The sequence below is a fragment of the Streptomyces sp. NPDC030798 genome, assembly GCF_055572275.1.
Genome location: NZ_JBVIDR010000003.1, coordinates 196,338 through 219,106 on the forward strand (window position 1 = coordinate 196,338; position 22,769 = coordinate 219,106).

At 70.4% G+C, this 22,769-nt stretch carries 18 protein-coding genes; 7 read left to right on the top strand and 11 right to left on the bottom strand.

Annotated elements, in window-relative coordinates; all coding sequences use genetic code 11:
* Positions 1–13: 13 nt before the first annotated feature.
* Positions 14–2,707: a bifunctional acetate--CoA ligase family protein/GNAT family N-acetyltransferase gene (locus tag ACZ404_RS09200; protein WP_468437545.1), complete on the bottom strand. Its 2,694-nt coding sequence runs from the start codon at positions 2,705–2,707 to the stop codon at positions 14–16.
* 300 nt (positions 2,708–3,007) lie between these two features.
* Here ACZ404_RS09200 and ACZ404_RS09205 point away from each other — a divergent pair, with 300 nt between their 5' ends.
* Positions 3,008–5,323, top strand: coding sequence for a SpoIIE family protein phosphatase (locus ACZ404_RS09205; RefSeq protein ID WP_468437547.1), 2,316 nt, complete (start codon positions 3,008–3,010; stop codon positions 5,321–5,323).
* A gap of 37 nt (positions 5,324–5,360) precedes the next feature.
* Here ACZ404_RS09205 and gap read toward each other — a convergent pair whose 3' ends face one another.
* Positions 5,361–6,371 carry a type I glyceraldehyde-3-phosphate dehydrogenase gene (gene gap, locus ACZ404_RS09210; protein WP_468437549.1) on the bottom strand — a complete coding sequence of 337 codons (1,011 nt, stop codon included), beginning with the start codon at positions 6,369–6,371 and terminating at the stop codon, positions 5,361–5,363.
* Positions 6,372–6,447: 76 nt separating this feature from the next.
* On the opposite strand from gap, the gene ppk2 reads away from it, so the two are divergent.
* Entirely contained in the window at positions 6,448–7,251 is an 804-nt protein-coding gene (ppk2, locus tag ACZ404_RS09215) for a polyphosphate kinase 2 (protein ID WP_468437551.1), read from the top strand.
* 14 nt (positions 7,252–7,265) lie between these two features.
* Here the strand turns inward: ppk2 and ACZ404_RS09220 are convergent, their stop codons facing one another.
* The 4 genes from ACZ404_RS09220 to ACZ404_RS09235 all read right to left on the bottom strand — a co-directional run bounded on the left by ACZ404_RS09220 (position 7,266) and on the right by ACZ404_RS09235 (position 10,895).
* Positions 7,266–8,138, bottom strand: coding sequence for a universal stress protein (locus ACZ404_RS09220; RefSeq protein WP_468437553.1), 873 nt, complete (start codon positions 8,136–8,138; stop codon positions 7,266–7,268).
* A 5-nt stretch (positions 8,139–8,143) separates the two neighbouring features.
* Positions 8,144–9,166 (bottom strand): alcohol dehydrogenase AdhP, encoded by a 1,023-nt coding sequence (gene adhP, locus ACZ404_RS09225; RefSeq protein WP_468437555.1) that lies wholly within the window; start codon positions 9,164–9,166, stop codon positions 8,144–8,146.
* Positions 9,167–9,194: 28 nt separating this feature from the next.
* Entirely contained in the window at positions 9,195–10,100 is a 906-nt protein-coding gene (locus ACZ404_RS09230) for a universal stress protein (RefSeq protein ID WP_468437556.1), read from the bottom strand.
* A gap of 162 nt (positions 10,101–10,262) precedes the next feature.
* The gene (locus tag ACZ404_RS09235; protein WP_468437558.1) at positions 10,263–10,895 is read right to left on the bottom strand and encodes a hypothetical protein; all 633 of its coding nucleotides are present in this window, start codon (positions 10,893–10,895) and stop codon (positions 10,263–10,265) included.
* A gap of 257 nt (positions 10,896–11,152) precedes the next feature.
* Between ACZ404_RS09235 and ACZ404_RS09240 the strand changes: the two genes are divergently transcribed.
* Entirely contained in the window at positions 11,153–11,644 is a 492-nt protein-coding gene (locus tag ACZ404_RS09240; protein WP_468437560.1) for a SulP family inorganic anion transporter, read from the top strand.
* Here ACZ404_RS09240 and ACZ404_RS09245 read toward each other — a convergent pair.
* From ACZ404_RS09245 to ACZ404_RS09260, 4 genes are read right to left on the bottom strand one after another with little or no spacing between them, the layout of a single operon-like run.
* The gene (locus ACZ404_RS09245) at positions 11,631–12,554 is read right to left on the bottom strand and encodes a carbamate kinase (protein ID WP_468437562.1); all 924 of its coding nucleotides are present in this window, start codon (positions 12,552–12,554) and stop codon (positions 11,631–11,633) included. The genes ACZ404_RS09240 and ACZ404_RS09245 overlap by 14 nt on opposite strands.
* 4 nt (positions 12,555–12,558) lie before the next feature.
* Positions 12,559–13,560: an ornithine carbamoyltransferase gene (argF, locus tag ACZ404_RS09250; RefSeq protein ID WP_468437564.1), complete on the bottom strand. Its 1,002-nt coding sequence runs from the start codon at positions 13,558–13,560 to the stop codon at positions 12,559–12,561.
* Positions 13,561–13,578: 18 nt separating this feature from the next.
* Positions 13,579–14,793: an arginine deiminase gene (locus tag ACZ404_RS09255; RefSeq protein WP_468437566.1), complete on the bottom strand. Its 1,215-nt coding sequence runs from the start codon at positions 14,791–14,793 to the stop codon at positions 13,579–13,581.
* 27 nt (positions 14,794–14,820) lie between these two features.
* Positions 14,821–16,308, bottom strand: a complete 1,488-nt coding sequence (locus ACZ404_RS09260) for an APC family permease (protein WP_468437568.1) — start codon at positions 16,306–16,308, stop codon at positions 14,821–14,823.
* 563 nt (positions 16,309–16,871) lie between these two features.
* On the opposite strand from ACZ404_RS09260, the gene ACZ404_RS09265 reads away from it, so the two are divergent.
* Positions 16,872–17,327 carry a Crp/Fnr family transcriptional regulator gene (locus tag ACZ404_RS09265; RefSeq protein WP_468437570.1) on the top strand — a complete coding sequence of 152 codons (456 nt, stop codon included), beginning with the start codon at positions 16,872–16,874 and terminating at the stop codon, positions 17,325–17,327.
* Between the two features lie 27 nt (positions 17,328–17,354).
* On the top strand, positions 17,355–18,059 hold the full coding sequence (locus tag ACZ404_RS09270; protein WP_468437572.1) for a CBS domain-containing protein: 705 nt from the start codon (positions 17,355–17,357) through the stop codon (positions 18,057–18,059).
* A 204-nt stretch (positions 18,060–18,263) separates the two neighbouring features.
* Here ACZ404_RS09270 and ACZ404_RS09275 read toward each other — a convergent pair whose 3' ends face one another.
* Positions 18,264–18,956 (bottom strand): response regulator, encoded by a 693-nt coding sequence (locus ACZ404_RS09275; RefSeq protein WP_468437574.1) that lies wholly within the window; start codon positions 18,954–18,956, stop codon positions 18,264–18,266.
* A 385-nt stretch (positions 18,957–19,341) separates the two neighbouring features.
* Between ACZ404_RS09275 and ACZ404_RS09280 the strand changes: the two genes are divergently transcribed.
* Together ACZ404_RS09280 and adhE are read left to right on the top strand one after the other, a co-directional pair.
* The gene (locus ACZ404_RS09280; RefSeq protein ID WP_468437576.1) at positions 19,342–19,740 is read left to right on the top strand and encodes a hypothetical protein; all 399 of its coding nucleotides are present in this window, start codon (positions 19,342–19,344) and stop codon (positions 19,738–19,740) included.
* Between the two features lie 267 nt (positions 19,741–20,007).
* Positions 20,008–22,695 (top strand): bifunctional acetaldehyde-CoA/alcohol dehydrogenase, encoded by a 2,688-nt coding sequence (gene adhE, locus ACZ404_RS09285; RefSeq protein WP_468437578.1) that lies wholly within the window; start codon positions 20,008–20,010, stop codon positions 22,693–22,695.
* Positions 22,696–22,769: the final 74 nt, after the last annotated feature.

The window sequence follows — 22,769 nt, forward strand, 5'->3', positions numbered from 1 at the left end:
CTCTGGTTCCTCCTCAGCGGAGCCGGCGCAGATAGGGGTCCTGGGGGCTACGCGGCACCAGCCGCACCCGCGCGTCGAGCACGGAGACGTCGGCCGTGGTCGCGAGCACGGGGTTGAAGTCGACTTCGGCGAGCTGCGGCAGGTCGGCCGCCATCCGGGACAGGCGCAGGAGCAGCTGCTCCAGGCCTTCGAGATCGGCCGGCCCGCTGCCGCGGGCTCCGAAGAGCAGCGGCGCGCAGCGAGGCGCGGTGATCAGGTCGTGCACGTCGTGGTCGGTGAGCGGGGCAAGTCGTGCAGCGTGGTCGCCCAGGACCTCGGTCGCGGTGCCGCCGAGCCCGAACAGCACGAGCGGGCCGAAGACCTCGTCCTGGACGACACCGGCGAACAGTTCGGTGCCGCGCGCGGCCAGCGGCTGTACGACCACACCGGTGAGCAGCCCCGCGAACCGGGTGTCGAAGTCCCGGAAGGCGGCCCGGACTTGGGCATCGCCTTGGAGGTCGAGGTGTACGGCACGCTGCTCGCTCTTGTGCACCAGACCCGGCCAGTGGGCCTTCATCACCACCCGGCCGTCCGGGCCGCGGAGCCGCTGGGCCGCGAGGACGGCCTCGTCCTCGGTCTGCGCCCACGCCCACGGGATCTGTGGGATGCCGTAGCAGGTCAGCAGGTCGGCGCAGGTGCGCGGGTCGAGCCAGCCGCCGTCCGGATGCGCGGCCAGGAAGGTGGCAGTGATCTCCTGGGCACGCGTGGTGTCGACGCCGTCGAGTTCCGGGACCGTGCCTACGGGCCGGGCGAGCCAGGCCGCGCGGCGTGCGGCGTGGGCCAGCGCCCGTGCCGCAGCCTGAGGTTCGGCATAGGAGGGGATCGTGCCGCCGTCGGCGGCGGGCAGCAGCTTGACCGGCAGATCCTGTTCGAGGCGTACCGCGGCGATCGGCTTGGCCCGGTGCGCAGGGGCATCGGTGAGGGCTCTGATCAGGTCGTCACCGGTTGCGACGGCGACCGCCGTGGGCACGAGAGCCACCAGGACCGCGTCGATGCCCGGGTGATGCATCAGCCGGTCCAGGCAGTCGGCGAGCTGGTCCTCGGCGACGGCGGCGGTGGCGTCGACGGGATTGCCGACCGCGGCGCCCTGCGGGAGCACGGCGAGCAGGTCATCGATCACCGCAGAAGGGAGCGGCGGCAAGGAGAGTCCCGCCTCTGTGCAGCCGTCCGCGGCGAGGACCCCGGCACCACCCGCGTTGGTGACGATCGCGACCCGGCTGCCCGCGGGGAGCGGCTGGGAGTGCATCAGGGCTGCGGTTTCCAGCAGTTCGCCGACCGAGCTGGTGGCGGTGATGCCGGCCTGGGTGAACAGCGCCTGCCGGGTCATGGTGCGGGTGGCGGCCGCCGCGGTGTGCGAGGCCGCGGCACGGCGGCCCGCCTCGGTACGACCTGCGTCCACGGTCAGGACGGGCATGCGGCGGGTGACGCGGCGGGCGGTACGGGAGAAGGCGCGTGGGCTACCGAAGGACTCCAGGTGCAGCAGGGCGAGTTCGGTGCGGCGGTCGTACTCCCACCACTGCAGCATGTCGTTGCCGCTGACGTCGTACTTGTCGCCGAGGGAGGCGAAGGACGAGACGCCGATACCTAGCCGGGACAGCCCGTCGAGCAGGGCAATGCCGACCCCGCCGGACTGCACGGCGACGCCTGCCGTCCCGGGGCGCGGGTGGTCGGCGGCGAACGTGGCGTCCAGACGCAGATCGGGGTCGGTGTTGGAGATGCCGAGGCAGTTGGGCCCCACGAGGCGCATGCCGTGGGTGCGGCAGGTGGCCAGCAGCGCCTGCGCCTGGCCGGCGTCGAGTCCTGCGGTGACGACGAGCAGCGCCCGGACACCGGCCTTGCCGCACTCCTCGGCCGCAGCCGGGACCGCCGCGGCGGGGACGGCCACGACCACCAGGTCCGGGGTCTTGGGCAGGTCGCCGACGGACGGGTAGGACGGCACGCCGAGGATGTGATGCACGCTCGGGTTCACAGCGAACAGGCGGTGGGTGTAGCCGCCCGCCTTCAGGTGGTGGAGGATCGCCCGGCCCACGGAACCGGGTTTGCGTCCGGCGCCCACGACGGCGACCACGTTCGGGCGCAGCAGCGGCTCGAGGCTGGCCACGTCGGCGGCCCGGCCCCGTGCCTCCACGGCCGACAGATAGGCGTCGTCCGAGTCCAGCCGTATGGTGCAGCGCACCTCGGGTCCCTCGAACCGGCGGGCCGTGCGCAGGCCGAGGTCGGCGAAGAGCTGGAGTATCTCGTGGTTCTCGCTGAGCGCGTCGGCGGTGAAGGTGGTGATGCCGTCGTTGCGGGCGGCGGAGACCAGGTGCTCGACGAGCAGGGTGCCCACTCCGCGGTGGTGCAGGCCGTCGCAGACGGCGATGGAGACCTCTGCCTCGTCCTTCTCACCCGCAGTGTCGTACTCGGCGAGTCCGATCACCTGACCGTGGGTCTCGGCCAGCAGGGCCCGGTAGCCGGGGTGCGCCGGAGCGCAGGCCCGGTCGGCGGCCAGAGCGGCGGACCGCGGGCTCAGCGAGAAGAACCGGAGACGGAGGTTCTCCGGGGACATCTCCTCGTAGAGCCCCTGCACCTGGTCGTGGTCGGCCGGGGTCACGGGACGGATGCACACGGTGGTGCCGTCAGCGAGCAGGGCGTGAGCGGGTCGCCGGCTGAGTGTCTCGTCCGCCATGGTCGGTCCTCCTTCAAGGCTCTCGTCCCTTCGAGCATCGGGCGGATCACGAAGGGATCCCATGGGCTGTGCGGAGGCCCTTCGAGGGCCGGTCGGCCCTTATTCCCCGCTGCGCGTGTCCGTGGATCGCCGCTCTGGCAGTGAAATGACCGGACGGACGCCGCCACGGAGCGGTCACCGCGCTTGTCGTGTGCGGACAAGTTCGGGCACCCGGGACCACTACACGACTTCTCACGGCACAATGGCGCAGCTTGCGTTGGGATGACCTGTCTCGAAGTGAGCCTGTGGGCGAGGACGCGAATGAACGACTTGATCGACACAGCACCACCCGATCCCGCCTCCATGGTGGATGTTGGCGCGTGCCGGTGCGGCGCTTCGGCCCCCGTCGGTGTTCCGGGCGCCGCAGAGGAGCGGTTCCGGGGGCTGTTGGAGGCGGCGCCGGATGCGATGGTCATCGTCGACGACACCGGCACCATCCGGCTCGTCAACGCCCAGACCGAAGCCCTCTTCGGCTACCGGCGCGAAGAACTCCTGGGCCACCCCGTCGAACTCCTCGTCCCCGGTCGCTTCCGCACCCACCACACCGCACACCGCAACAGCTACGCCCACAACCAGCAAGTACGTCCCATGGGCGCCGGACTCGACCTGTACGGCCTGCGCAAGGACGGCACCGAGTTCCCCGTCGAAATCAGCCTCAGCCCCCTCGAAACCACCGACGGCCTCCTCGTCTCCGCCGCCGTACGCGACGTCAGCGAACGCAAAGCCGCCGAGGAGCGGTTCCGGGGGCTGTTGGAGGCGGCGCCGGACGCCATGGTCATCGTCGACGACACCGGCACCATCCGGCTCGTCAACGCCCAGACCGAAGCCCTCTTCGGCTACCGGCGCGAAGAACTCCTGGGCCACCCCGTCGAACTCCTCGTCCCCAGCCGCTTCCGCACCCACCACACCGCACACCGCAACAGCTACGCCCACAACCAGCAAGTACGCCCCATGGGCGCCGGACTCGACCTGTACGGCCTGCGCAAGGACGGCACCGAGTTCCCCGTCGAAATCAGCCTCAGCCCCCTCGAAACCACCGACGGCCTCCTCGTCTCCGCCGCCGTACGCGACGTCAGCGAACGCAAAGCCGCCGAAGAGCGCATCAACGAGCTCGCCGCGCTCGTGGAATCCTCGCAGGACGCGATCCTCGCGAATACCCTCGACGGCCGCATCACCTACTGGAACGCCGCGGCGCAGCGGCTGTACGGGTTCACGGCGGACCACGTCCTGGGCCGGCATGTGTCCGTGCTGGCACCGTCCTCGAGGAAGCACGAGATCACCGCGCTGCTGGAGCGGCTGCGGCAGGGGGAGAAGGTCGAGCACTTCGAGACGTTGCGGCTCACCCGCTCCGGAGAGTTGCTGGACGTCGACATCACCCTGTGGCCGACCCGAGCAGCAGACGGCGCCGTCGCCGGTGCGTGCGCGATCGTCCGGGACATCAGCGACCGCAAGCGCGCCGAGGCGGAACTGACGGAACTGTACGAGCAGCAGCGGCACATCGCCCTGACCCTGCAGCGCAGTCTGATGGGTACGCCGCCCGCCATCCCCGGCCTCGCCACCGCCAGCCGCTACCGGCCCGCGACCCAGGGGGCCGGCGTCGGCGGCGACTGGTTCGACCTGATACCCCTGGGCGCCGGCCGAGTGGGCGTACTGATCGGTGACGTGATGGGCCGGGGTCTCGAGGCCGCTGCCGTCATGGGCCAACTCCGCTCTGCCGCACACGCGTTGGCCAAGACCGGGCTCCAGCCGCGACAACTGATGCAGGCGATGGATACCGTCGTCGCCGATCTCGACGTTCCCGACCAGCTGGTCACCTGCTGTTATCTGGTCATCGCCGCCGACAGCGGTGAGGTGACCGTGTGTTCCGCCGGCCACCTGCCGGTTCTCGTCGCCGTCCCCAGTGCCCCCACCCGAACGGTTCCGGCACCCGTGAACGCCCCCCTCGGTGTCGGTGGGGTGATCTATGAGCAGTGCTGCAGCACCATCGAGCCCGGCGCCACCCTGGTGCTCTACACCGACGGTCTGATAGAAACCCCCGGCACCGACATCGAGGACAAGCTCACCCAGCTCGTCGCCACCCTGGACGAGCTCCCGACCGCGCTGCCCGACCTGGAGACCGCCGCCGACCATGTCCTGTCGACGCTGCTGCCCGACGCGGACGGCCACGACGACGTCACGTTGCTCCTGACGCAGTTGCCCGCAGCTCCGCTCGCCACGGCCACGACGGAGTTGCCCTCCGCGCCGGAATCCGTACCGACGGGCCGCGCATTCCTCGCCAAGGCACTGAGTACGTGGGGCTGCGCGGGCACGACGGACGACGCGCTCCTCCTGCTCTCCGAGATCCTCACCAATGCCGTACAGCACGCCCAGGGCCCCATCGGGGTGCACGTGTGCCGCACGGACACCGATCTCACCGTGGAGATCAGCGACCGCAGCCCCCACCTGCCCCAACCGCGCCTCGCGGCGGAGGACGAGGAGTCCGGGCGCGGCCTGCTGCTCGTCCGCGCCCTCGCCGACGACTGGGGCGTGCGGCCGATGGACCACGGGAAGACGACCTGGTTCAGCCTCAAGCTGTAAGGGCCATCGGAAGCTTACGCCGACGGGCTGCTTACGGTCAGTCGGAGACCAGCTCCGTCAGGTCCAGCAGCCGGTTGGCGTAGCCCCATTCGTTGTCGTACCAGCCGAAGACCTTGGCCAAGGTGCCGTTTGCCTGGGTGAGCGCGGCGTCGAAGACGCAGGAGGCCGGGTCGCCGATGACGTCGCGGGAGACGATGGGCGCGGTCGAGACGCGCAGGATGCCGTTCAGCGGGCCCTCGGCCGCCGCGGCGAAGGCGGCGTTGATCTCGTCCGCCGTGGCCTCGCGGTTCAGCACCACCGTGAGATCGGTGAGCGAACCGTCCTCCACGGGCACCCGGACGGCGATCCCGTCCAGCGCGCCGGCCAGCTCCGGCAGCACGAGGCCGACAGCGCGGGCGGCGCCCGTGCTGGTCGGGATGATGCTCAGCGCCGCCGAGCGGGCGCGGCGCAGATCCTTGTGCGGGCTGTCGAGCACGGACTGGTCGTTGGTGTAGCCGTGGACGGTGGTCAGCAGGCCGCGGTCGATGCCGAAGTTCTCGTCGAGCACCTTGACCATCGGTGCGAGACAGTTGGTGGTGCAGGAGGCGGCCGAGATGATTCGATCACTGTGCCGATCGTAGGTGTGGTCGTTGACGCCCATCACGATGGTGGCGTCGGCTCCCTTGCCCGGCGCCGACAGGAGCACGGTGTGGGCGCCTGCCTTCAGGTGCAGGGCCGCGGCGTCGCGGTCGCGGAATCGGCCGCTGGACTCGATGACGATGTCGGCGCCGTAGTCGGACCAGTGCAGGGCGGCCGGGTCGCGCTCGGCGGTGACGGCGATACGCCGGCCGTCGACGGTGAGAGAACTGTCGTCGTGGATGACCTCGCGTCCGATGTGCCCGAACGTCGAGTCGTACTCCAGGAGGTGGGCGAGGGTGGCGGGCGGGGCGATGTCGTTGATCGCGACGACGTGGACGTCCTGGGTGCCCGCCTCAGCGCGGTCGAGGGCCGCGCGGAGACAGGTGCGGCCGATGCGGCCGAAGCCGTTGATGCCGACGCGTACGGTCATGGTGAGGAGTTCCTTTGCAGTCGGGGGCCTACCGTGGTCGGGAGTGGCTCCGTGAGTCGTCGGTGGTGGAGGCGGCATGACCGGTAAGAAGGCGGCGAAGCTGCCGCGCGATGTGTATGAGAAGGAACTGCTGCGCCTGCAGACGGAGTTGGTGAAGCTGCAGGAGTGGGTGCGGGCGGAGGGCGCCCGGCTGGTCGTGATCTTCGAGGGGCGGGACGCGGCGGGCAAGGGCGGGACCATCAAGCGGGTCGCCGAGCATCTCAATCCGCGGGTGGCGCGGATCGCGGCGCTGCCGAAGCCGACGGAGCGCGAGCGGACCCAGTGGTACTTCCAGCGGTACGTCGAGCACCTGCCGGGCGCAGGGGAGATCGTGCTGTTCGACCGGTCCTGGTACAACAGGGCCGGTGTCGAGCACGTGATGGGCTTCTGTACGAAGGAGGAGTACCAGCTCTTCCTGCGGCAGTGCCCGATCTTCGAGCGGATGCTGGTGGAGGACGGGATCCTGCTGCGCAAGTACTGGTTCTCGGTGAGCGACACAGAGCAGCAGGAGCGGTTCCGGCGCCGTCTGGAGGACCCGCTGCGGCGCTGGAAGCTGTCGTCGATGGACCTGGAGTCGATCACCCGTTGGGAGGCGTACTCGCGGGCCAAGGACGAGATGCTGATCCACACGGACATCTCCGAGGCGCCCTGGTTCGTCGTGGAGAGCGACGACAAGCGCCGGGCGCGGCTGAACATGATCGCCCACCTGCTCGGCTCGGTTCCCTACCACGACGTGCCCCCACCGGTTCTGGAACTGCCGCGTCGGCCGCCGTCGACCGGTTACGAGCGGCCGCCGCGCGATCTGCAGACGTACGTCCCCGATCACGCGGCGAGCCTGTAAGCCGGTCATCGCGCTCACGCCCGGTGCGGTACGACGGCGACGGGGCAGGTGGCGTGGTGCAGCACCGCGTGGGCGACGCGGCCGAGCTGGAGGCCGTAGTGGCCCTCGCGGCGCCGGGCCCCGACGACCAGCAGGTCGGCGTCGGCCGAGGCGCCGAGCAGGACCTGGCGGGCATGGCCCTCGACGGTACGTCGGTGCACCTCGACGTCGGCCGGGACGTCCCGCAAAGCCGCTTCCAGCACCTCCGCTGCCTTCTCCTGGTGCAGCCGGGCCGGTTCGCCGGCAAGCAAGGGGTGGTCGGTCGTCTCGTGCGCGGGGCAGCGCCAGGCCCGGACGGCTTCCAGCGGCACGCCTCGGCGCCGTGCCTCCTCGACGGCGAATCGCATCGCCGCCGCGTCCGCCGGCTCCTCGCCGACGCCCACGACGATGCGGCCGTGCCTGCCGGGTACGGCCCGGTTGTCGTGGCTGCCGCGCAGCACGATCACGGGGCAGTGCGCATGCCCAGCCACCGTCACGCTGACGGAGCCGAGGAGCGCCTCGGTGAGGCTGCTCCGGCCGCGTGAGCCCAGGACCATGGCAGCGGCGCTGCGGCTTTCCCGTACCAGCGCGTACTCGGGTTCCTCGGGCAGCACGTCGATGGTGACCTTCGCGTCGGGTTGCCGGGTACGGACCCGACGCGCGGCGGTCTCGACGATGTCCTCGGCCATCACTTGGTCCGAGGGCTTGCCGAGATCGTCCGCGAGTGCGGTGCCTTCGTACCGTTCCCACAGCGAGGCATACACCACTCGCAGCGGCAGCCCGCGCAGGGCGGCCTCGTCGGCCGCCCAGTCGACGGCGCGCAGGCTCGGCTCGGAGCCGTCGACGCCGACGACCAGGGGCAGTTCCATCGTGCTCACCTTCCCGCGTCCAGGTCGAAGACGATCCGGGCCTTGATGTCGCCGCGCAGCACGGCGTCGATGGACTCGTTCACGGAGGCGAGCGAGCGGGTCTCGTAGATGATCCTGGTCCGGCCGGCGGCGTGGAGCTGGAAGACCTCGGTGAGGTCCTGCCGTGTGCCCACGATCGAGCCGATGACGGACGTGCCGTTGAGGACGGTGTCGAAGATGGGCACCTGGATCGTGCCGTGTGCCGGCAGGGCCACCATGACGAGCTTTCCGCCGCGCCTCAGACCGGAGTTGACGGCCTCGAACGCGGCCGGGTTCACCGCGAGGGCGATCGCGGCGTGGGCTCCGCCGTGCTTCTTCAGCTCCTTGCCGACGTCCTGCTTGCGGGCGTCGATGACGAGGTCGGCGCCGAGTTCGCGGGCGAGTTCGAGCTTGTCGTCGGTGACGTCGATGGCCGCGACGGTGGCACCGGCGATCTTGGCGTACTGGAGGGCGAGGTGGCCGAGGCCACCGACGCCGGAGATCGCGACGAGCTGGGTGGGCCGGACGTCGGCGACCTTGAGGGCCTTGTACGTGGTGACGCCGGCGCAGGTCAGGGGGGCCGCGTCGAAGGGAGAGACGCCCTCGGGCACCGGCTGGGCGAAGTCGGCCCAGGCCAGCATCTTGTCGGCGTGTCCGCCGTCGCAGCCGTACCCGGTGTTGAGCTGCTGCTCGCACAGCGTCTCCCAGCCGGACAGGCAGTGCTCGCACCGCCCGCAGGCCTTCCCGAGCCACGGCACTGCGACCCGGTCCCCCACGCTCAGACGGGTGACGCCCTCACCGAGCTTCTCGACGAGGCCGACGCCTTCGTGTCCGGGGACGAAGGGCGGGGTCGGCTTGACGGGCCAGTCGCCGTGTGCGGCGTGGATGTCGGTGTGGCACAGGCCGGAGGCCTCGACGCGGATGCGGACCTGGCCAGGGCCGGGTTCGGGGTCGGGGCGCTCCTCGATGACCAGGGGCTCGCCGAAGGCTCGTACGACCGCTGCCTTCATGATCTGTTCTCTCCTCTGGAGGGGTACGTCAGTCGTGGGCGACGACGGCGACGGGGACGGTGGAGTGGTGCAGGACGGCGTGGGTGACGGTGCCGATGTGGACGCCGACGGCAGAGCTGCGGATGCGGCGGCCGACGACGACCAGGGAGGCCTCGTGGGAGGCGTCGATCAGGAGGAGCGAGGGGCTGCCGTAGCCCGACTGCTCCACGACGTCGACGTCCGGGTACTTCTGACGCCAGGGGCGCAGCACCTCGCTCAGCATGACGGCGTCACCCTTCGCCATCTCCCGCTCGACCGCGGGCTCCAGGGCCATGCCGTAGGCGTAGTAGGGCGGCGGGTTCCAGGCGTGCACGACCCGCAACGGCACCGAACGGCTCGCCGCGGCCTCGAAGGCGAACCCGATCAGCGCCTCGTCGGGACTTGCGACGTCGAGCCCGAGGACAACGGGCCGGAACGCCGTGGCCGCAGAGGGAATGCCTGCCGGGTCCATCTGATGCTCGTCCGCGGCCTGCTCGCCGACACGGACCAGGACGACGGGCCGCTCGGTGTGCGCCACGACCGCGAGCCCGACCGAGCCGACCAGGAAGCCGCCGATCCCGCCCAGGCCGCGTGAGCCGAGGACCAGCATCTCGGCGTCCTTGGCCGCCTTGACCAGGGCTTCGGCGGGTCGCCCGGTGAGCTGTTCGGTGGTCACCTCGACGCCGGGGTGACGCAGCCGCAGACCTTCGGCGGACTCGCGGGGGATCCTCTCGGTCCAGTGCTGGTGCGTCTCGGCACCAAGGAGCGGGGCCTGGGCCATGGGCTCCGGGACGGGCTCCCATACCTGGACGAGCTTCACCGGCAGTCCGCGCAGTTTCGCCTCGCGGGCCGCCCATTCCGCAGCGGCGCGGCTCTCGGGAGAGCCGTCGAGGCCGACGGTGATGGTGCGGGGCATGTTCTCCACCTCCTGAACCGGGGCCCCGAGAGGACCCGATTCCAGCGTCGTGTTCGGGGGTTTTTCAGGGCAGGGGCCGCTGGTCCTTCAGCGGGGACGATGGGCCCCTCACACGGGTCGGCGGACGGGCCCGGGGCGAGGTCCGTCCCGCCGCGAGCGGGGTCAGCGCAGCCAGGTGTGGTCGCGGACGATCGGCAGCCGCGCCCATTGCCGGCCCAGACCCCAGGTGACGCCCGCGCCCGCGGCCGCCACGGCGATCAGCGCGAGAGCGTAGATCACGTGGTAGTCGGTGAACGGGTTCGTCGACATGCTCGGCGCGCCGTTCGACAGGTGCTTGGCCGGCGGCCACTCGGCGATCCACATCAGCGCCATCATCGCCGTGCCCGCCACCGCGGCCGGCCGCAGCGCCACACCGGCCGTGACGGCCAAGCCGATGCCGAGCAGGCCCAGCATGAACGGCCAGTCCGCCCACCCGTCACCGGCCCAGGCGTGGAACGTCGACTCCATCGGCCCGGCGGCGACGGAGCTGAGGAAGCCCTTCGTCGGCGAACCGCCGTCGATCCAGGCCTTGCCGGAGGTGGTCGCGTAACCCAGGCCGAAGGTCTTGTCCAGGAAGGCCCAGAGGAAGACGAATCCGGTCAGGATGCGCAGGGAGGCGAGGGCGTATGCCTGCGCGGTGTGCGTGCCGAGACGTGCCGACACTGCGGACTTGGAGCCGGAGCCGGTCCGGTGCAGGCGGAAGGCGGCCGACAGGTGGAAGCCCGGGCTCCGGTGGGGGTCCTCGTGCACGGCCATGATGGTGATCCCTTCGGGGATGTATGAATCGTCGTCTCCTTGACGTGTCTCACTCTCGTCCGCTGCCTGGCGTCGCGCCGGATGCCGAAGGTCTCCATCCGTGGGGCTGAACGTCCCTGTGCGCGAGGCCTGTTGGGCTGGAGGTGGCGAACTGGGCAGGGGGAAGGCCGGGCGGGTATCGCGATCGATGGCGCTGCCATGGATGCTGGGCCCAGGCAGGGGCGGTACATGGCTCAGGGTGCGGGCAGGCGGTTGTCGTGGTGGCGTCGGCTGGTACCGGTCTCGATGCTCTGTTCGGTTACCGGCGTTCGTGGCTGAGGGGCGACCTGCCGGCCGGCGTGACGGTTGCGGCGTACCTCGTGCCGCAGGTGATGGCCTATGCGGGCGTGGCAGGGCTGCCACCGGTCGCCGGACTGTGGGCGATCCTGCCCTCCGTCGCGCTGTACGCGCTGTTCGGGTCCACCCGGCTGCTGTCGGTCGGGCCGGAAGCCACCACCGCGCTGATCACCGCCGCCGGCTATCTGGCGGGAGTGGCCCTGACCATGACGGTGGGCCAGGTGCCCCGGCTCACCGGCGTGCGGACGACCGGTTCGTACTTCTTCCCGCAACTGTGGTCCTTTGTTGCGTACTTGGGCGACGTCGATCCGCCAACGCTCGCTTTCTCCGCGGCCGCACCCGTGTTCCTGTTCGCGGTGAGGCATCCTGCTGCTGCGGGGCGCCGCCCTCCACCGGCTGTCAGCCGGCAGTGAGGTCCTGCCGGATCAGCGTGCCCGACCTGCCGTGGACGATCTCGTGGGCCGCGTCCAGGGCACCGATCGCCGCCAGACCGCCGGTGCGCTCCACAAAACGTGCCGCGGCCTCCGTCTTCGGTCCCATCGAGCCGTCCGGGAACCTGCCGCCACGCAGGTCGCCGGGGGTGGCGTCGAGGACCGGCCGCTGATCCGGAGTGCCGTAGCGGTCGTAGACGCAGGGCACGTCGGTGAGGATGAGAAGGAAGTCCGCCTTCAGGTCCTCGGCGAGCAGGGCCGCGGTGAGGTCCTTGTCCACGACGGCCTCCACGCCGCTGAGCGCGCCCGTGTCGGAGTCGGCGATGACCGGAACGCCCCCGCCGCCGGCGCACACGACCAGCGCGCCGTCCGTGAGCAACTCGTGGATGGTGTCCGTCTCCAGGATCCGTTCGGGCGACGGAGAGGCGACAACACGGCGCCAACCGGTGGTGTCCCGGGCGATGTGCCAGCCCAGCTTGCGCGCCAAGGCCTTGGCCATCGACGCGGAGTACACCTGGCCGACGAACTTCGTGGGCCGGCCGAAGGCGGGATCGTCGGCCCGCACGAGGGTGTGGGTGATGAGGGCGGCGATACGACGACCGGGGAGCGCGTTGTGGAGCGTACGCGCCAGCAGAGAGCCGATCATGCCCTCGGTCTGGGCACCGAGCAGGTCCAGCGGGTAGGGGGCGCTGAGCGCGGGGTCGGCCGCGCTCTCCATGGCGAGCAGGCCGATCTGCGGGCCGTTCCCGTGAGTGATGACCAGCTCGTGTTCCTGTGCCAGGGCGGCGAGGGCGGTGGCGACCCGGTCGATGTTGGCCTGCTGGGCAGCCGCGTCAGGGCGTTCGCCGCGGTGCAGCAGGGCGTTGCCGCCGAGGGCGACGACGATGCGCATGGCTTCAGTCCTCCAGGGTGGCGACGAGCACGGCCTTGATGGTGTGCAGCCGGTTCTCCGCCTGGTCGAAGACGATCGAGGCGGGTGAGGAGAAGACCTCGTCGGTGACTTCGAGGCCGTTCAGGCCATACGCCTCGAACAGCTCCTGGCCGAGCCGGGTGCGGTGGTCGTGGAGGGACGGCAGGCAGTGCATCAACTTCACATCGGGGTTGTCGGTGAGGGCCAGCGTCTTGTCGTTGACCTGGTACGGCAGCAGCAGGTCGATCCGCTCGCGCCAGGTGTCGGCCGGTTCGCCCATGGAGACCCAGACGTCCGTGTGGAGGAAGTCGGCGCCGTGCACGGCGGTCTCGATGTCCTCGGTGAGGGTGATCCGCGCCCCGCTGCGGTCCGCCACTTCATGGCATGTGGCGACCAGCGCGGATGCCGGCCACAGCGCCTGGGGTGCGGCGATGCGCACGTCCATCCCGAGCAGGGCGCCCATCGAGAGCAGAGAGTTGCCCATGTTGTTGCGGGCGTCGCCGAGGTAGCAGAAGGCGATGTCGGACAGCGGCTTGGCGCTGCGCTCGCGCATGGTGAGCATGTCGCACAGGCTCTGGGTGGGGTGGGCGGTGTCGGTCAGTCCGTTGTAGACGGGGACCCCGGCGTGGGCGGCGAGTTCGGTGACGATCGACTGGGCGGAGCCCCGGTACTCGATGCCGTCGAACATGCGGCCGAGGACGCGGGCGGTGTCGGCGATGGACTCCTTGTGGCCGACGTGGGTGTCGCCGGGGCCGAGGTAGGTGGTGCGGGCGCCCTGGTCGGCGGCGGCGACCTCGAAGGCGCAGCGGGTGCGGGTCGAGGTCTTCTCGAAGATCAGGGCGATGTGCTTGCCGGTCAGCTGTGGCTGTTCGGTGCCGGCGCGCTTGGCGGCCTTGAGGTCGTGGGCGAGATCGAGAAGGTGGTGGATCTCGGCGGCGGTGAAGTCGAGTTCGCTCAGGTAGGAGCGGCCTCGCAGATCGATGGTCATGGTGGTGTCCTCGTGAGCTCAGACGATCGGGTCGCGTTCGATGGGGCAGCTCATGCAGCGGGGGCCGCCCCGCCCGCGGCCGAGTTCGGCCCCGGCGATCGTGACGAGCTCGATGCCCTGCTTGCGCAGGTAGGTGTTGGTGGTGACGTTGCGCTCGTAGCCGACGACCACGCCGGGTGCGAGGGCGAGGAAGTTGCTGCCGTCGTCCCACTGCTCGCGCTCGGCGTTGCGCAGGTCCTGCGGCGCGGCCAGCATCCGCACCTTGTCCAGGTCGAGGGCCTCGGCGAGCGCGGTCGCGAGATCGGAGTTCGCGGTGACGTCGAAGCCCGTCTCGCGCTCGGAGCTGGGCCGCAACGTCCACGAGCGCAGCGAATCCGCAAGGCCGGGGTAGATGACGAACGCGTCGCGATCGACCATGGTCAGCACGGTGTCGAGGTGCATGTACGCGCGGGCCGCGGGGAGTTGGACGGCGATGAGCCTGCTCGTCGTACCGGCCGCGAAGAGCCGGGCGGCCAGGTTCTCCACGGCCTGGGCCGTTGTACGCTCGCCCATTCCGACCATGACGGCCCCGTTGCCGAGGACGTGGACGTCCCCGCCTTCAAGGGTGCCGACAGGTCCGTCGAGGAGAGGCGCGGGCGCGACGCCGGCGAACATCGGGTGGAACCGGTAGATGGCCTCGGCGTGAAGGCTCTCGCGGCGCCGGGCGAGCTTGGCCATCGGGTTGACCGACATCTGGTCGTACACCCAGCAGGAGTTGTCACGCGGGAAGAGGTGGTTGGGCAACGGCGCGAGCGCGAAGTCGTCGGTGCCGAGCGCGTTCCACACCAGGCTGTGCGGGGCGGCGAGCGGAAGGTCGCTCTTGAGGAGGCCCCCGATCAGGTATCCGGCGAGGGTCTCCCCGTCCAGCTCGGCGCACAGTTCGCGCACCGGGTCGATGAGGGCGCGGCCCACGGCGGCGGGAGTGACGACCTGGTCCAGGAGCCAGGCGCGGGCCTCGGCGACGTCGAGGGTCTGCGCCAGCAGGTCGGCGAAGTAGTGGACGCGGGCGCCGTGGTCGCGCAGGACCTGGGCGAAGGCGTCGTGCTCCTCGCGGGCGCGCTTGGCCCAGAGGATGTCGTCGAACAGCAGGGCGTCGACGTTGCGCGGAGTGAGGCGGGAGAGTTCGAGCCCGGGTCGGTGCAGGATCACCTGGCGCAGCGGGCCGACCTCGGAGTCGACGTGGAAGGTGTTCATCGCGGAGGTTCCTCTGTGCGGGGGCGGTCAGTCGTGGTGGCGGAGGTCGTTGCTCCCGGTTCCGCCGATACGGCTCGTACGGAGCCCTCGGGAGAGCCGCTGGGCCGGCGGGGGCGTCTCGGGTGCCCGTTCCGGCCGCTGGACGGCCGCTGCGCTCCTCGGCGCCGTGGCCTCGCCGAAGGTGTCCTGGTCCCGCTTCAGCCACACGTAGACGGGGATGCCGAGCAGCAGGACGAACAGGCCGTAGTAGACGGTCCGGTAGCCGCTTCCCTGGATCGACCAGTACGAGAAGGCGAGGGCGAGCCCGGCCACGGTGACGTCTCGGACGAGGCGGCGTGGGCTGAGACTCTCCCGGCCGCGGACCAGCAGCCAGTACAGCTGGGCGGCAGCGGAGAACAGGTAGGGGATCACGGCGGTCAGCACGCTGAGCAGCACGATCTTGGTGAAGACGTCGTCGAAGCGCGTGTAACTGAACACGGTGATCAGCGAGGCCAGCACCGTCGAGGCGACGATGCCGAAGGCCGGCACCCCGCTCTCGCCGCGCAGCCGGGCGAAGGTCTGCGGGAAGAGCCCGTCGCGGGCGGCCGCGTACGGCATCTCGGCGCACAGCATGGTCCAGCCGTTGAGGGCGCCGATACCGGAGATGATCGCGGCGACGGCGACGATGTCGCCGGCCCAGCTGCCGCCGAAGATGCTGTTCGCCGCGTCGGTGAACGGCGCGGTCGAGGCGCCCAGCTTGCCGTGTGCGACCGTGCCGAAGACGGCGAGGGTGCCCAGGATGTAGATGACGGCGCAGATGAGCGTGCCGTAGACGGTGGCGCGGGGCACGTTGCGCTCGGGTTCGCGGACCCGGCCGGCGACGACGGAGGCCGCTTCCAGGCCCAGGTAGCTGAACAGGGCGATGGCGCCCGCGGCCGAGATCGCGCCGAGCGCCGACTGGCCGCTGGCGTTGAACGGGCCGAAGTTTCGGGCGTCGATGAACAGCAGCCCGACGGTGGCCATGAAGATCAGCGGGACGAACTTCAGGACGGTCGTGATCACCTGGAACGCGCCCATGTTCCGGACGCCGGTGAGGTTGATCGCGGCGGGGATCCACAGCCCGACCAGCGCGAGCAGCACCGAGATCCACTTGTGGTGCCCGGTGTTCACGAACACCTCGACGTAACCGACCCAGGCCACGACGATCGCCGCGTTGCCGGCCCAGGCCGTGATCCAGTACGACCAGGCGTTGAGGAACCCTGCGAACTCCCCGAAGGCTTCGCGGGCGTACACGTACGGACCGCCGCTGGCCGGAACGCGCTTGGCCAGCGCCCCGAAGGTCATCGCCAACGCGAGCGCACCGAGGGTGACGGCGATGAACGCGACGAGGGAAATGGGCCCGTACGGGGCGAGGGCGGAGGGCAGCGCGAAGACCCCGGTGCCGACGATGCTGCCGATCACGAGCGCGGAGGCGGCGGGAAGGCCGAGCGCCGTCGTGGGCGCCGTCCCCTTTCCGCCGCCTGTGGTTCTGGGCATGGCCGAGGCTCCTTACAGACCGGTGTGGGTGAGTCGAGATCTGCGACTGATCCTTCTGCCCCTCAGCCGCGCGCAGTCAGCGGCCACACGGCCCACGCGCGACCCCGATGGTCCCGCTGTCGCAGGCCTGGCCGGCCCGACTCGGCTGCTTTCCGGTGCTCCTGGTCACCGGACATGGGCCGTTCGGTCCACAGCATGGCCCGCCCAGCCCCATCGTCGGCACTGTGCCGAGCTCGACAATCGACGGCAGGAGCTACGGCCGGGCTCGCGACACGGTGTCGACCGGCCGACGGTGCCATGTCCTTACGGCTCGTTCGAGATGGGGCGGTTCTCCCGAAGACCCCAGGAGCCGCGAGGGCTTCCATGCGAGTCTCGTGTTGGGGGAGGCACGATCCTCGCGCAACGGCCGCCGCCCTCGCCGACACGGGGGCGGCGGCCGTCTTCGCTGCCGTCCGCCTCGGGGCCGGATGGCCCTGCTCCGGCCCCAATGGCCCCTCGCCCGGTCTGAGTCGGCGACCCACGCTGGAGGTATCAGTCCGTACCCCCCGACCGGGAGGCAGGCCATGAACACTCCGAGCATGCTGCGCGCACTGTCCGCCGAGCACCGGCAACGGCTCATGCGGCTGGCCCGGGAGGTGTCCTTCCCGCAGGGAACGCGTCTGTTCAACGAGGGTGCCCGCGCGGACCGGTTCTGGATCATCCGCACCGGATCCATCGAACTCGACACCCACGTACCCGGCCGGCGCCGCGCCATCATCGAGACCCTCGGCCACAACGAACTCGTCGGCCTCTCCTGGCGGTTCGCGCCGCACGTCTGGCACCTGGGCGCCACGGCGGCGACCCCCGTGCGCGCCTACGAGTTCGACGCCACGGCCGTCCGCTCCCTCTGCCAGGACGATCCGGCACTCGGCCAGGCCGTCGCCCAGTGGGCCGGCGACGTACTGGCCCACCGCCTGCGCTCCACCAGGACCCGGCTGCTGGACCTCTACGCCCCCTACGGCGCCGCAAGCGCCGTGTGAGCGGGCCGACCCGACGAAGGAGTCACCGTGTACAGCACCCCGCACATCGTCAGCGACGTCATGTCCCACACGGTCGCCGCCGTGGGCCGACAGGCCGCCTTCAAGGAGATCGTGCAGCTCATGCAGGACTGGAAGGTCAGCGCCCTGCCCGTCCTCGAGGGAGAGGGCCGCGTGGTCGGCGTCGTCTCCGAGGCCGACCTGCTGCCGAAGGAGGAGTTCCGCGACAGCGATCCCGACCGGGCCACCCAGCTGCGCCGTCTCGACGATCTGGCCAAGGCCGGCGGCCTCACCGCCGAGGACCTCATGACCTCCCCCGCCCTCACCGTCCATGCGGGCGCGACACTCGCCCAGGCCGCACGGACCATGGCCCACGCCAAGGTCAAACGCCTGCCCGTTGTCGACGACGTGGGCATGCTCCAGGGCATCGTCAGCCGCGCGGACCTGCTCAAGGTATTCCTGCGGACCGATGAGGAGATCGCCGAGGAGGTCCGGCAGGAGGTCGTGGCGCATCTCTTCCCTACGCCGGTGTCAGCCGTGCAGGTGGAAGTGCAGAACGGCGTCGTCAGGCTCATCGGGCATGCCCGGGACACATCCCTGGTCCCGGTGGCCGCGCGCCTGGTCCGGGCCGTCGAGGGCGTGGTCGACGTGGAGTTCGAGCTGACGCGCTCGGAAGGCGCGGCAGAGTCGACCGCCGCTCCCCCGAATGGCGAAGAAAACCTGTCCCCGGCTTGACCGCCAACTCCTCAGAACAGCGGGATCCCCACGGGGCGGTACTGGACTTGTATCACGGGCGTCCACCAGGTCAGCGTGGTGCCGCCGCCTGCTGGCCGGTCCGCTCCAGGGCACACGAACAAGCCGGATCGCCTGAGCACGCCAGCACACCGTGTGGGAGTCGCCCGACGATTCGTTCGTTCTCGTACCCCGTCGGTCCCCGGTTCAGTGCCCTTCCTGCCGCCGCCGGTCCTGGACCTGAGTGGCGATGACGGCGGCCTGGATCCGGCGCTCGACGCCGAGCTTGGCCAGCAGACGGGAGATGTGGTTCTTCACCGTCTTCTCGGCCAGGTAGAGCCTCTGGCCGATCTGCCGGTTGGTCAGGCCCTCGCCGATCAGAGCCAGGATCTCCCGCTCCCGCTCGGTCAGGCCCTGCAGTCCGTCGGGCTGCTGCTCCTCCTGCCGGCCGCCACGAAGACGGGCCATCAGCTTGGTGGTGGCACTGGCATCGAGCAGGGACTGGCCTCTGGCCACGGTGCGCACGGCGGACACCAGGTCCGAACCCTGGATCTGCTTCAGGACGTACCCGGAGGCGCCCGCCATGATCGAGTCCAGCAGGGCCTCCTCGTCGTCGAAGGAGGTCAGCATGAGGCAGGCCAGCTCCGGCATGCGGGAGCGCAGCTCCCGGCACACGGTCACACCGTCGCCGTCGGGGAGTCGGACATCGAGCACGGCCACCTGCGGGCGCAACGCGGGGACACGCACCAGTGCCTGCTCCACCGTGCCGGCCTCGCCGATCACCTCGATGTCCGGCTCGTCGTTCAACAGGTCACGCACTCCGCGGCGTACCACCTCGTGGTCGTCCAGCAGGAAGACCCGGATCGGGTCGCCGGCGTCGGGCTGCTCGCTGTCCGCCATGAAACTGCTCCCTGGTTCCGCGTTCCGCACCGATGTCCGCTCGTGGACGGAATCGGCCCTCCGTAGAGAGATCCTTTCCCGTATCCGGGCCGAGGGGCCAGGGCCGGTCGGCCCTGTTGTCCACCCTTTGTGTCCCGCGGCCGTGAAGTACCTCTGCCAACAGGGGTGCGAAACGGCCGTAGCCCCCTTCAGTGGTCAGGTGTCACGGCCCTGATGCTCCGGGAAGCCGAAGCCGTACGGGGCTCCACACGGCACAAGCCCGCATCATGCCACCCCGCAGAGTGAGGTCCAATGGTCCCGCTGCTGGGGCCCGACAGCCCTGGGCCAGCACCAGTACCCGCAGAAGTCTGGAGCCGCTGCGAAACGATCAGAAGGAGTGGAGCACATGACTGCCAAGGACACCGACACTTACGGCACCAGCACCGTCTCCGTAGAGGTGCGCGTGGAAGGCGATGTGGACGAGGAAGCCGTCGCGTACCTCCGGGAGAAGGTCGACGCGGTACTCGGCCGGCCCGGGGTCCCTGCCGTGAGCGGTGCGGTGAGGGTGGCCAGGGCGGTGGCGCACCACGCCGAGCGGCCCTGGTCCGCAGGGGTCGAGCTCGTCGTGGGAAACACCCTCGTGGTCGTGCATGCTCAGGAGGCCACGGGACACGAACTGGCGGACCGGCTGCAGGACCGGCTGCGCAGCCAGCTGAACCGTGTCCTGCATCGAAAGGAGGAGACCCGCAGGTCGGCCACTCCGCCTCCGTGGCGCGGCGGCCGTCCCGACAGCGGCCGGGAGTAGCGCCCTTCACGATCCTCCGCTGTGAGGCGGTCGCCCTCCGCCGGGTACGTGTGATTTCTGCACCTCGGCGAGGGAACTGCCCGGCCAGGCCGCCCGGCCTGGCCGGGCAGTGCCGGTCAGCCCCCGGAAGGGACCATCGGCCCCTGGGAGCCGGGAACAGGCAGGACGAGAGTGAAGGCGGGAGCGGCACCGATCCCCCGCGGTGCCGCTCCCGACCGCACGCCGTCGGCCGCCGCCGACGGTTCTCGTCAACGGAGGCGTTCCCCAATGACCCGTCATGAGGCCGGAGTCCAGGCAACGGCGACTCCCGATGCGCCGTCCGACATCGCCATCGCCGTGGACCGGCTGGTCACGAACGGACTCAAGGCACTCGCCGACTACGACGCCCTCACCCAGGAGCAGGTCGACCACATCGTCAAGAAGGCCTCGGTCGCCGCCCTGGACCAACACACCGCGCTGGCCCGCCTCGCGGTGGAGGAGACCGGGCGCGGGGTCTTCGAGGACAAGGCCGCCAAGAACATGTTCGCGTGCGAGCACGTCACGCACAGCATGGGCCCGATGAAGACCGTCGGCGTCATCGCCCGCGACGACCTCGAGGACATGATCGAGGTCGCCGAGCCGGTCGGCGTGGTCTGCGCGATCACACCGGTCACCAACCCGACCTCCACCACCGTCTTCAAGGCCCTGATGGCCCTGAAGACCCGCAATCCCGTCGTCTTCGCCTTCCATCCCTCGGCCCAGCGGTGCAGCACGGAGGCGGCCCGGATCGTACGGGACGCGGCCGTCGCCGTCGGCGCGCCGGAGCACTGCGTGCAGTGGATCGAGACCCCGTCCGTGGAGGCGACCGGCCTGCTGATGCGCCACCCCGGCGTCTCCCTGATACTCGCCACCGGCGGCAACGCCATGGTCAGGGCCGCCTACTCGGCGGGCAAGCCCGCACTGGGCGTCGGCGCGGGCAACGTCCCCGCCTACGTGCACAAGAGCGCGAAACTGCGCCGGGCCGTCAACGACCTGGTGCTGTCCAAGTCCTTCGACAACGGCATGATCTGCGCCTCCGAACAGGCTGTCATCCTGGACGACGGCATCTACGACGCGGCACTGGCCGAGTTCCGCACCCTGCACGCCCACATGGCGACCGCCGAGGAGAAGGCGAAGCTGGAAGCCTTCCTGTTCCCGACCGGCCGGGCCAACGCGGGCTGCGAGCCCAAGGTCAACGCCGAGGCCGTCGGTCAGAGCCCGGCATGGATCGCCGAACAGGCGGGCTTCACCATCCCGGTCGACACCTCTGTGATCCTGGTAGAGGCCGAACGGGTGGGCCCGGACGAACCGCTGACCCGCGAGAAACTCTGCCCGGTGCTCGCCGTGCTGCGCGCCGGCTCGGAGCAGCAGGGCTTCGACCTCGCCGTCGACATGGTTGCCTTCCACGGCCAGGGTCACACCGCGGTCATCCACACCGAGGACCCGGCATTGGCGGAGGCATACGGCCGGCGCATGAAGACCGTACGGATCATCGTCAACGCCCCGTCGTCGCAGGGTGCCATCGGCGGCGTCTACAACAGTCTGCTGCCGTCGCTCACCCTGGGCTGCGGCTCGTGGGGGCACACTTCGGTGTCCAACAACGTCTCCGCCGTCCAGTTGCTGAACATCAAGCGGGTCAGCGCGCGCCGCAACAACCTGCAGTGGTTCAAGATCCCGCCCAAGATCTACTTCGAGCCGCAGTCCCTGCGCTACCTGGCCTCCATGCCGGGCGTCCACCGCGTCACGATCGTCACCGACGCCACCATGACCCGCCTGGGCTTCGTCGACCGTGTCAGCCGCGTGCTGCAGCGGCGCCACGAGCCGGTCACTCTCCAGATCATCGACAACGTCGAGCCGGAGCCGAGCATCGACTCCGTCCAGCGCGGCGCCCAGCTCATGCGGGACTTCCGGCCGGACACGATCATCGCGCTCGGTGGTGGCTCGCCGATGGACGCGGCGAAGGTGATGTGGCTGCTGTACGAGCACCCGGACATCCACTTCGCCGACATGCGGCAGAAGTTCTCCGACATCCGCAAGCGCGCCTTCCGCTTCCCGGTCCTCGGCACCCGGGCCCGCCTGGTGTGCGTGCCCACCACATCCGGCACCGGCGCGGAGGTCACCCCCTTCGCGGTGATCTCCGACCCCGCCAACGGCAAGAAGTACCCACTCGCCGACTACGCGCTCACCCCGAGCGTCGCCATCGTCGACCCACTGCTCACCGCGGGCCTGCCCCCGGCGCTGGCGGCCGACTGCGGCTTCGACGCCCTCACCCACGCCATAGAGGCGTACGTGTCCGTCTACGCCAACGACTTCACCGACGGCCTGGCTCTGCACGCGATCCGGCTGATCTTCGACAACATCGAAGCGGCGGTGAACGACCGCAGGGGCCGATCCGACGCGCGGGAGAAGATGCACAACGCCGGCACGATCGCCGGCATGGCCTTCGGCAACGCCTTCCTCGGCATCGTCCACGCCATGGCGCACACCCTCGGCGCCACCTTCCACGTCGCACACGGCCGCACCAACGCGGTCCTGCTGCCGCACGTCATCCGCTACAACGGCACCGTACCCACGAAGCTGACGGGCTGGCCCAAGTACGAGAACTACCGTGCTCCCGAACGCTTTCAGGACATCACCCGCACCCTCGGTCTGCCCGCCTCCACCGCGCAGGAGGGCGTGGAGTCGCTGGCCTGCGCGGTGGAGCGGCTGCGCGACGCCGTGGGCATCGAGCCGTCGTTCCTGGCCCTCGGCATCGATGAGCGCACGTTCCTGGACGCTCTGCCGCAGCAGGCCCTGAACGCCTACGAGGACCAGTGTGCGCCGGCGAACCCGCGCATGCCGATGCTCGACGACATGCAGGAGATCATGCGCACGGCCTTCTACGGGCGTGCGCAGGGCCGACCGAACGCGGACAAGGGCCGAACGGCCCTGGCGTGAAGAGCTTCGGTGCCGTTCCAATGATCTGATCGGCCTGTCCGTGGCTCCGGGCCGAGTGCCACGGACAGGCGACC

Coding starts and splice junctions, on each gene's coding strand:
- ACZ404_RS09265 (WP_468437570.1), top strand. CDS start 16,872: ATGAACACTCCGAGCATGCTGCGCGCACTGTCCGCCGAGCACCGGCAA.
- ACZ404_RS09275 (WP_468437574.1), bottom strand. CDS start 18,956: ATGGCGGACAGCGAGCAGCCCGACGCCGGCGACCCGATCCGGGTCTTC.
- ACZ404_RS09235 (WP_468437558.1), bottom strand. CDS start 10,895: ATGGCCGTGCACGAGGACCCCCACCGGAGCCCGGGCTTCCACCTGTCG.
- ACZ404_RS09205 (WP_468437547.1), top strand. CDS start 3,008: ATGAACGACTTGATCGACACAGCACCACCCGATCCCGCCTCCATGGTG.
- ACZ404_RS09280 (WP_468437576.1), top strand. CDS start 19,342: ATGACTGCCAAGGACACCGACACTTACGGCACCAGCACCGTCTCCGTA.
- ACZ404_RS09245 (WP_468437562.1), bottom strand. CDS start 12,554: ATGCGCATCGTCGTCGCCCTCGGCGGCAACGCCCTGCTGCACCGCGGC.
- ACZ404_RS09200 (WP_468437545.1), bottom strand. CDS start 2,707: ATGGCGGACGAGACACTCAGCCGGCGACCCGCTCACGCCCTGCTCGCT.
- ppk2 (WP_468437551.1), top strand. CDS start 6,448: ATGACCGGTAAGAAGGCGGCGAAGCTGCCGCGCGATGTGTATGAGAAG.
- ACZ404_RS09220 (WP_468437553.1), bottom strand. CDS start 8,138: ATGGAACTGCCCCTGGTCGTCGGCGTCGACGGCTCCGAGCCGAGCCTG.
- gap (WP_468437549.1), bottom strand. CDS start 6,371: ATGACCGTACGCGTCGGCATCAACGGCTTCGGCCGCATCGGCCGCACC.
- adhE (WP_468437578.1), top strand. CDS start 20,008: ATGACCCGTCATGAGGCCGGAGTCCAGGCAACGGCGACTCCCGATGCG.
- argF (WP_468437564.1), bottom strand. CDS start 13,560: ATGACCATCGATCTGCGAGGCCGCTCCTACCTGAGCGAACTCGACTTC.
- ACZ404_RS09230 (WP_468437556.1), bottom strand. CDS start 10,100: ATGCCCCGCACCATCACCGTCGGCCTCGACGGCTCTCCCGAGAGCCGC.
- ACZ404_RS09255 (WP_468437566.1), bottom strand. CDS start 14,793: ATGAACACCTTCCACGTCGACTCCGAGGTCGGCCCGCTGCGCCAGGTG.
- adhP (WP_468437555.1), bottom strand. CDS start 9,166: ATGAAGGCAGCGGTCGTACGAGCCTTCGGCGAGCCCCTGGTCATCGAG.
- ACZ404_RS09260 (WP_468437568.1), bottom strand. CDS start 16,308: ATGCCCAGAACCACAGGCGGCGGAAAGGGGACGGCGCCCACGACGGCG.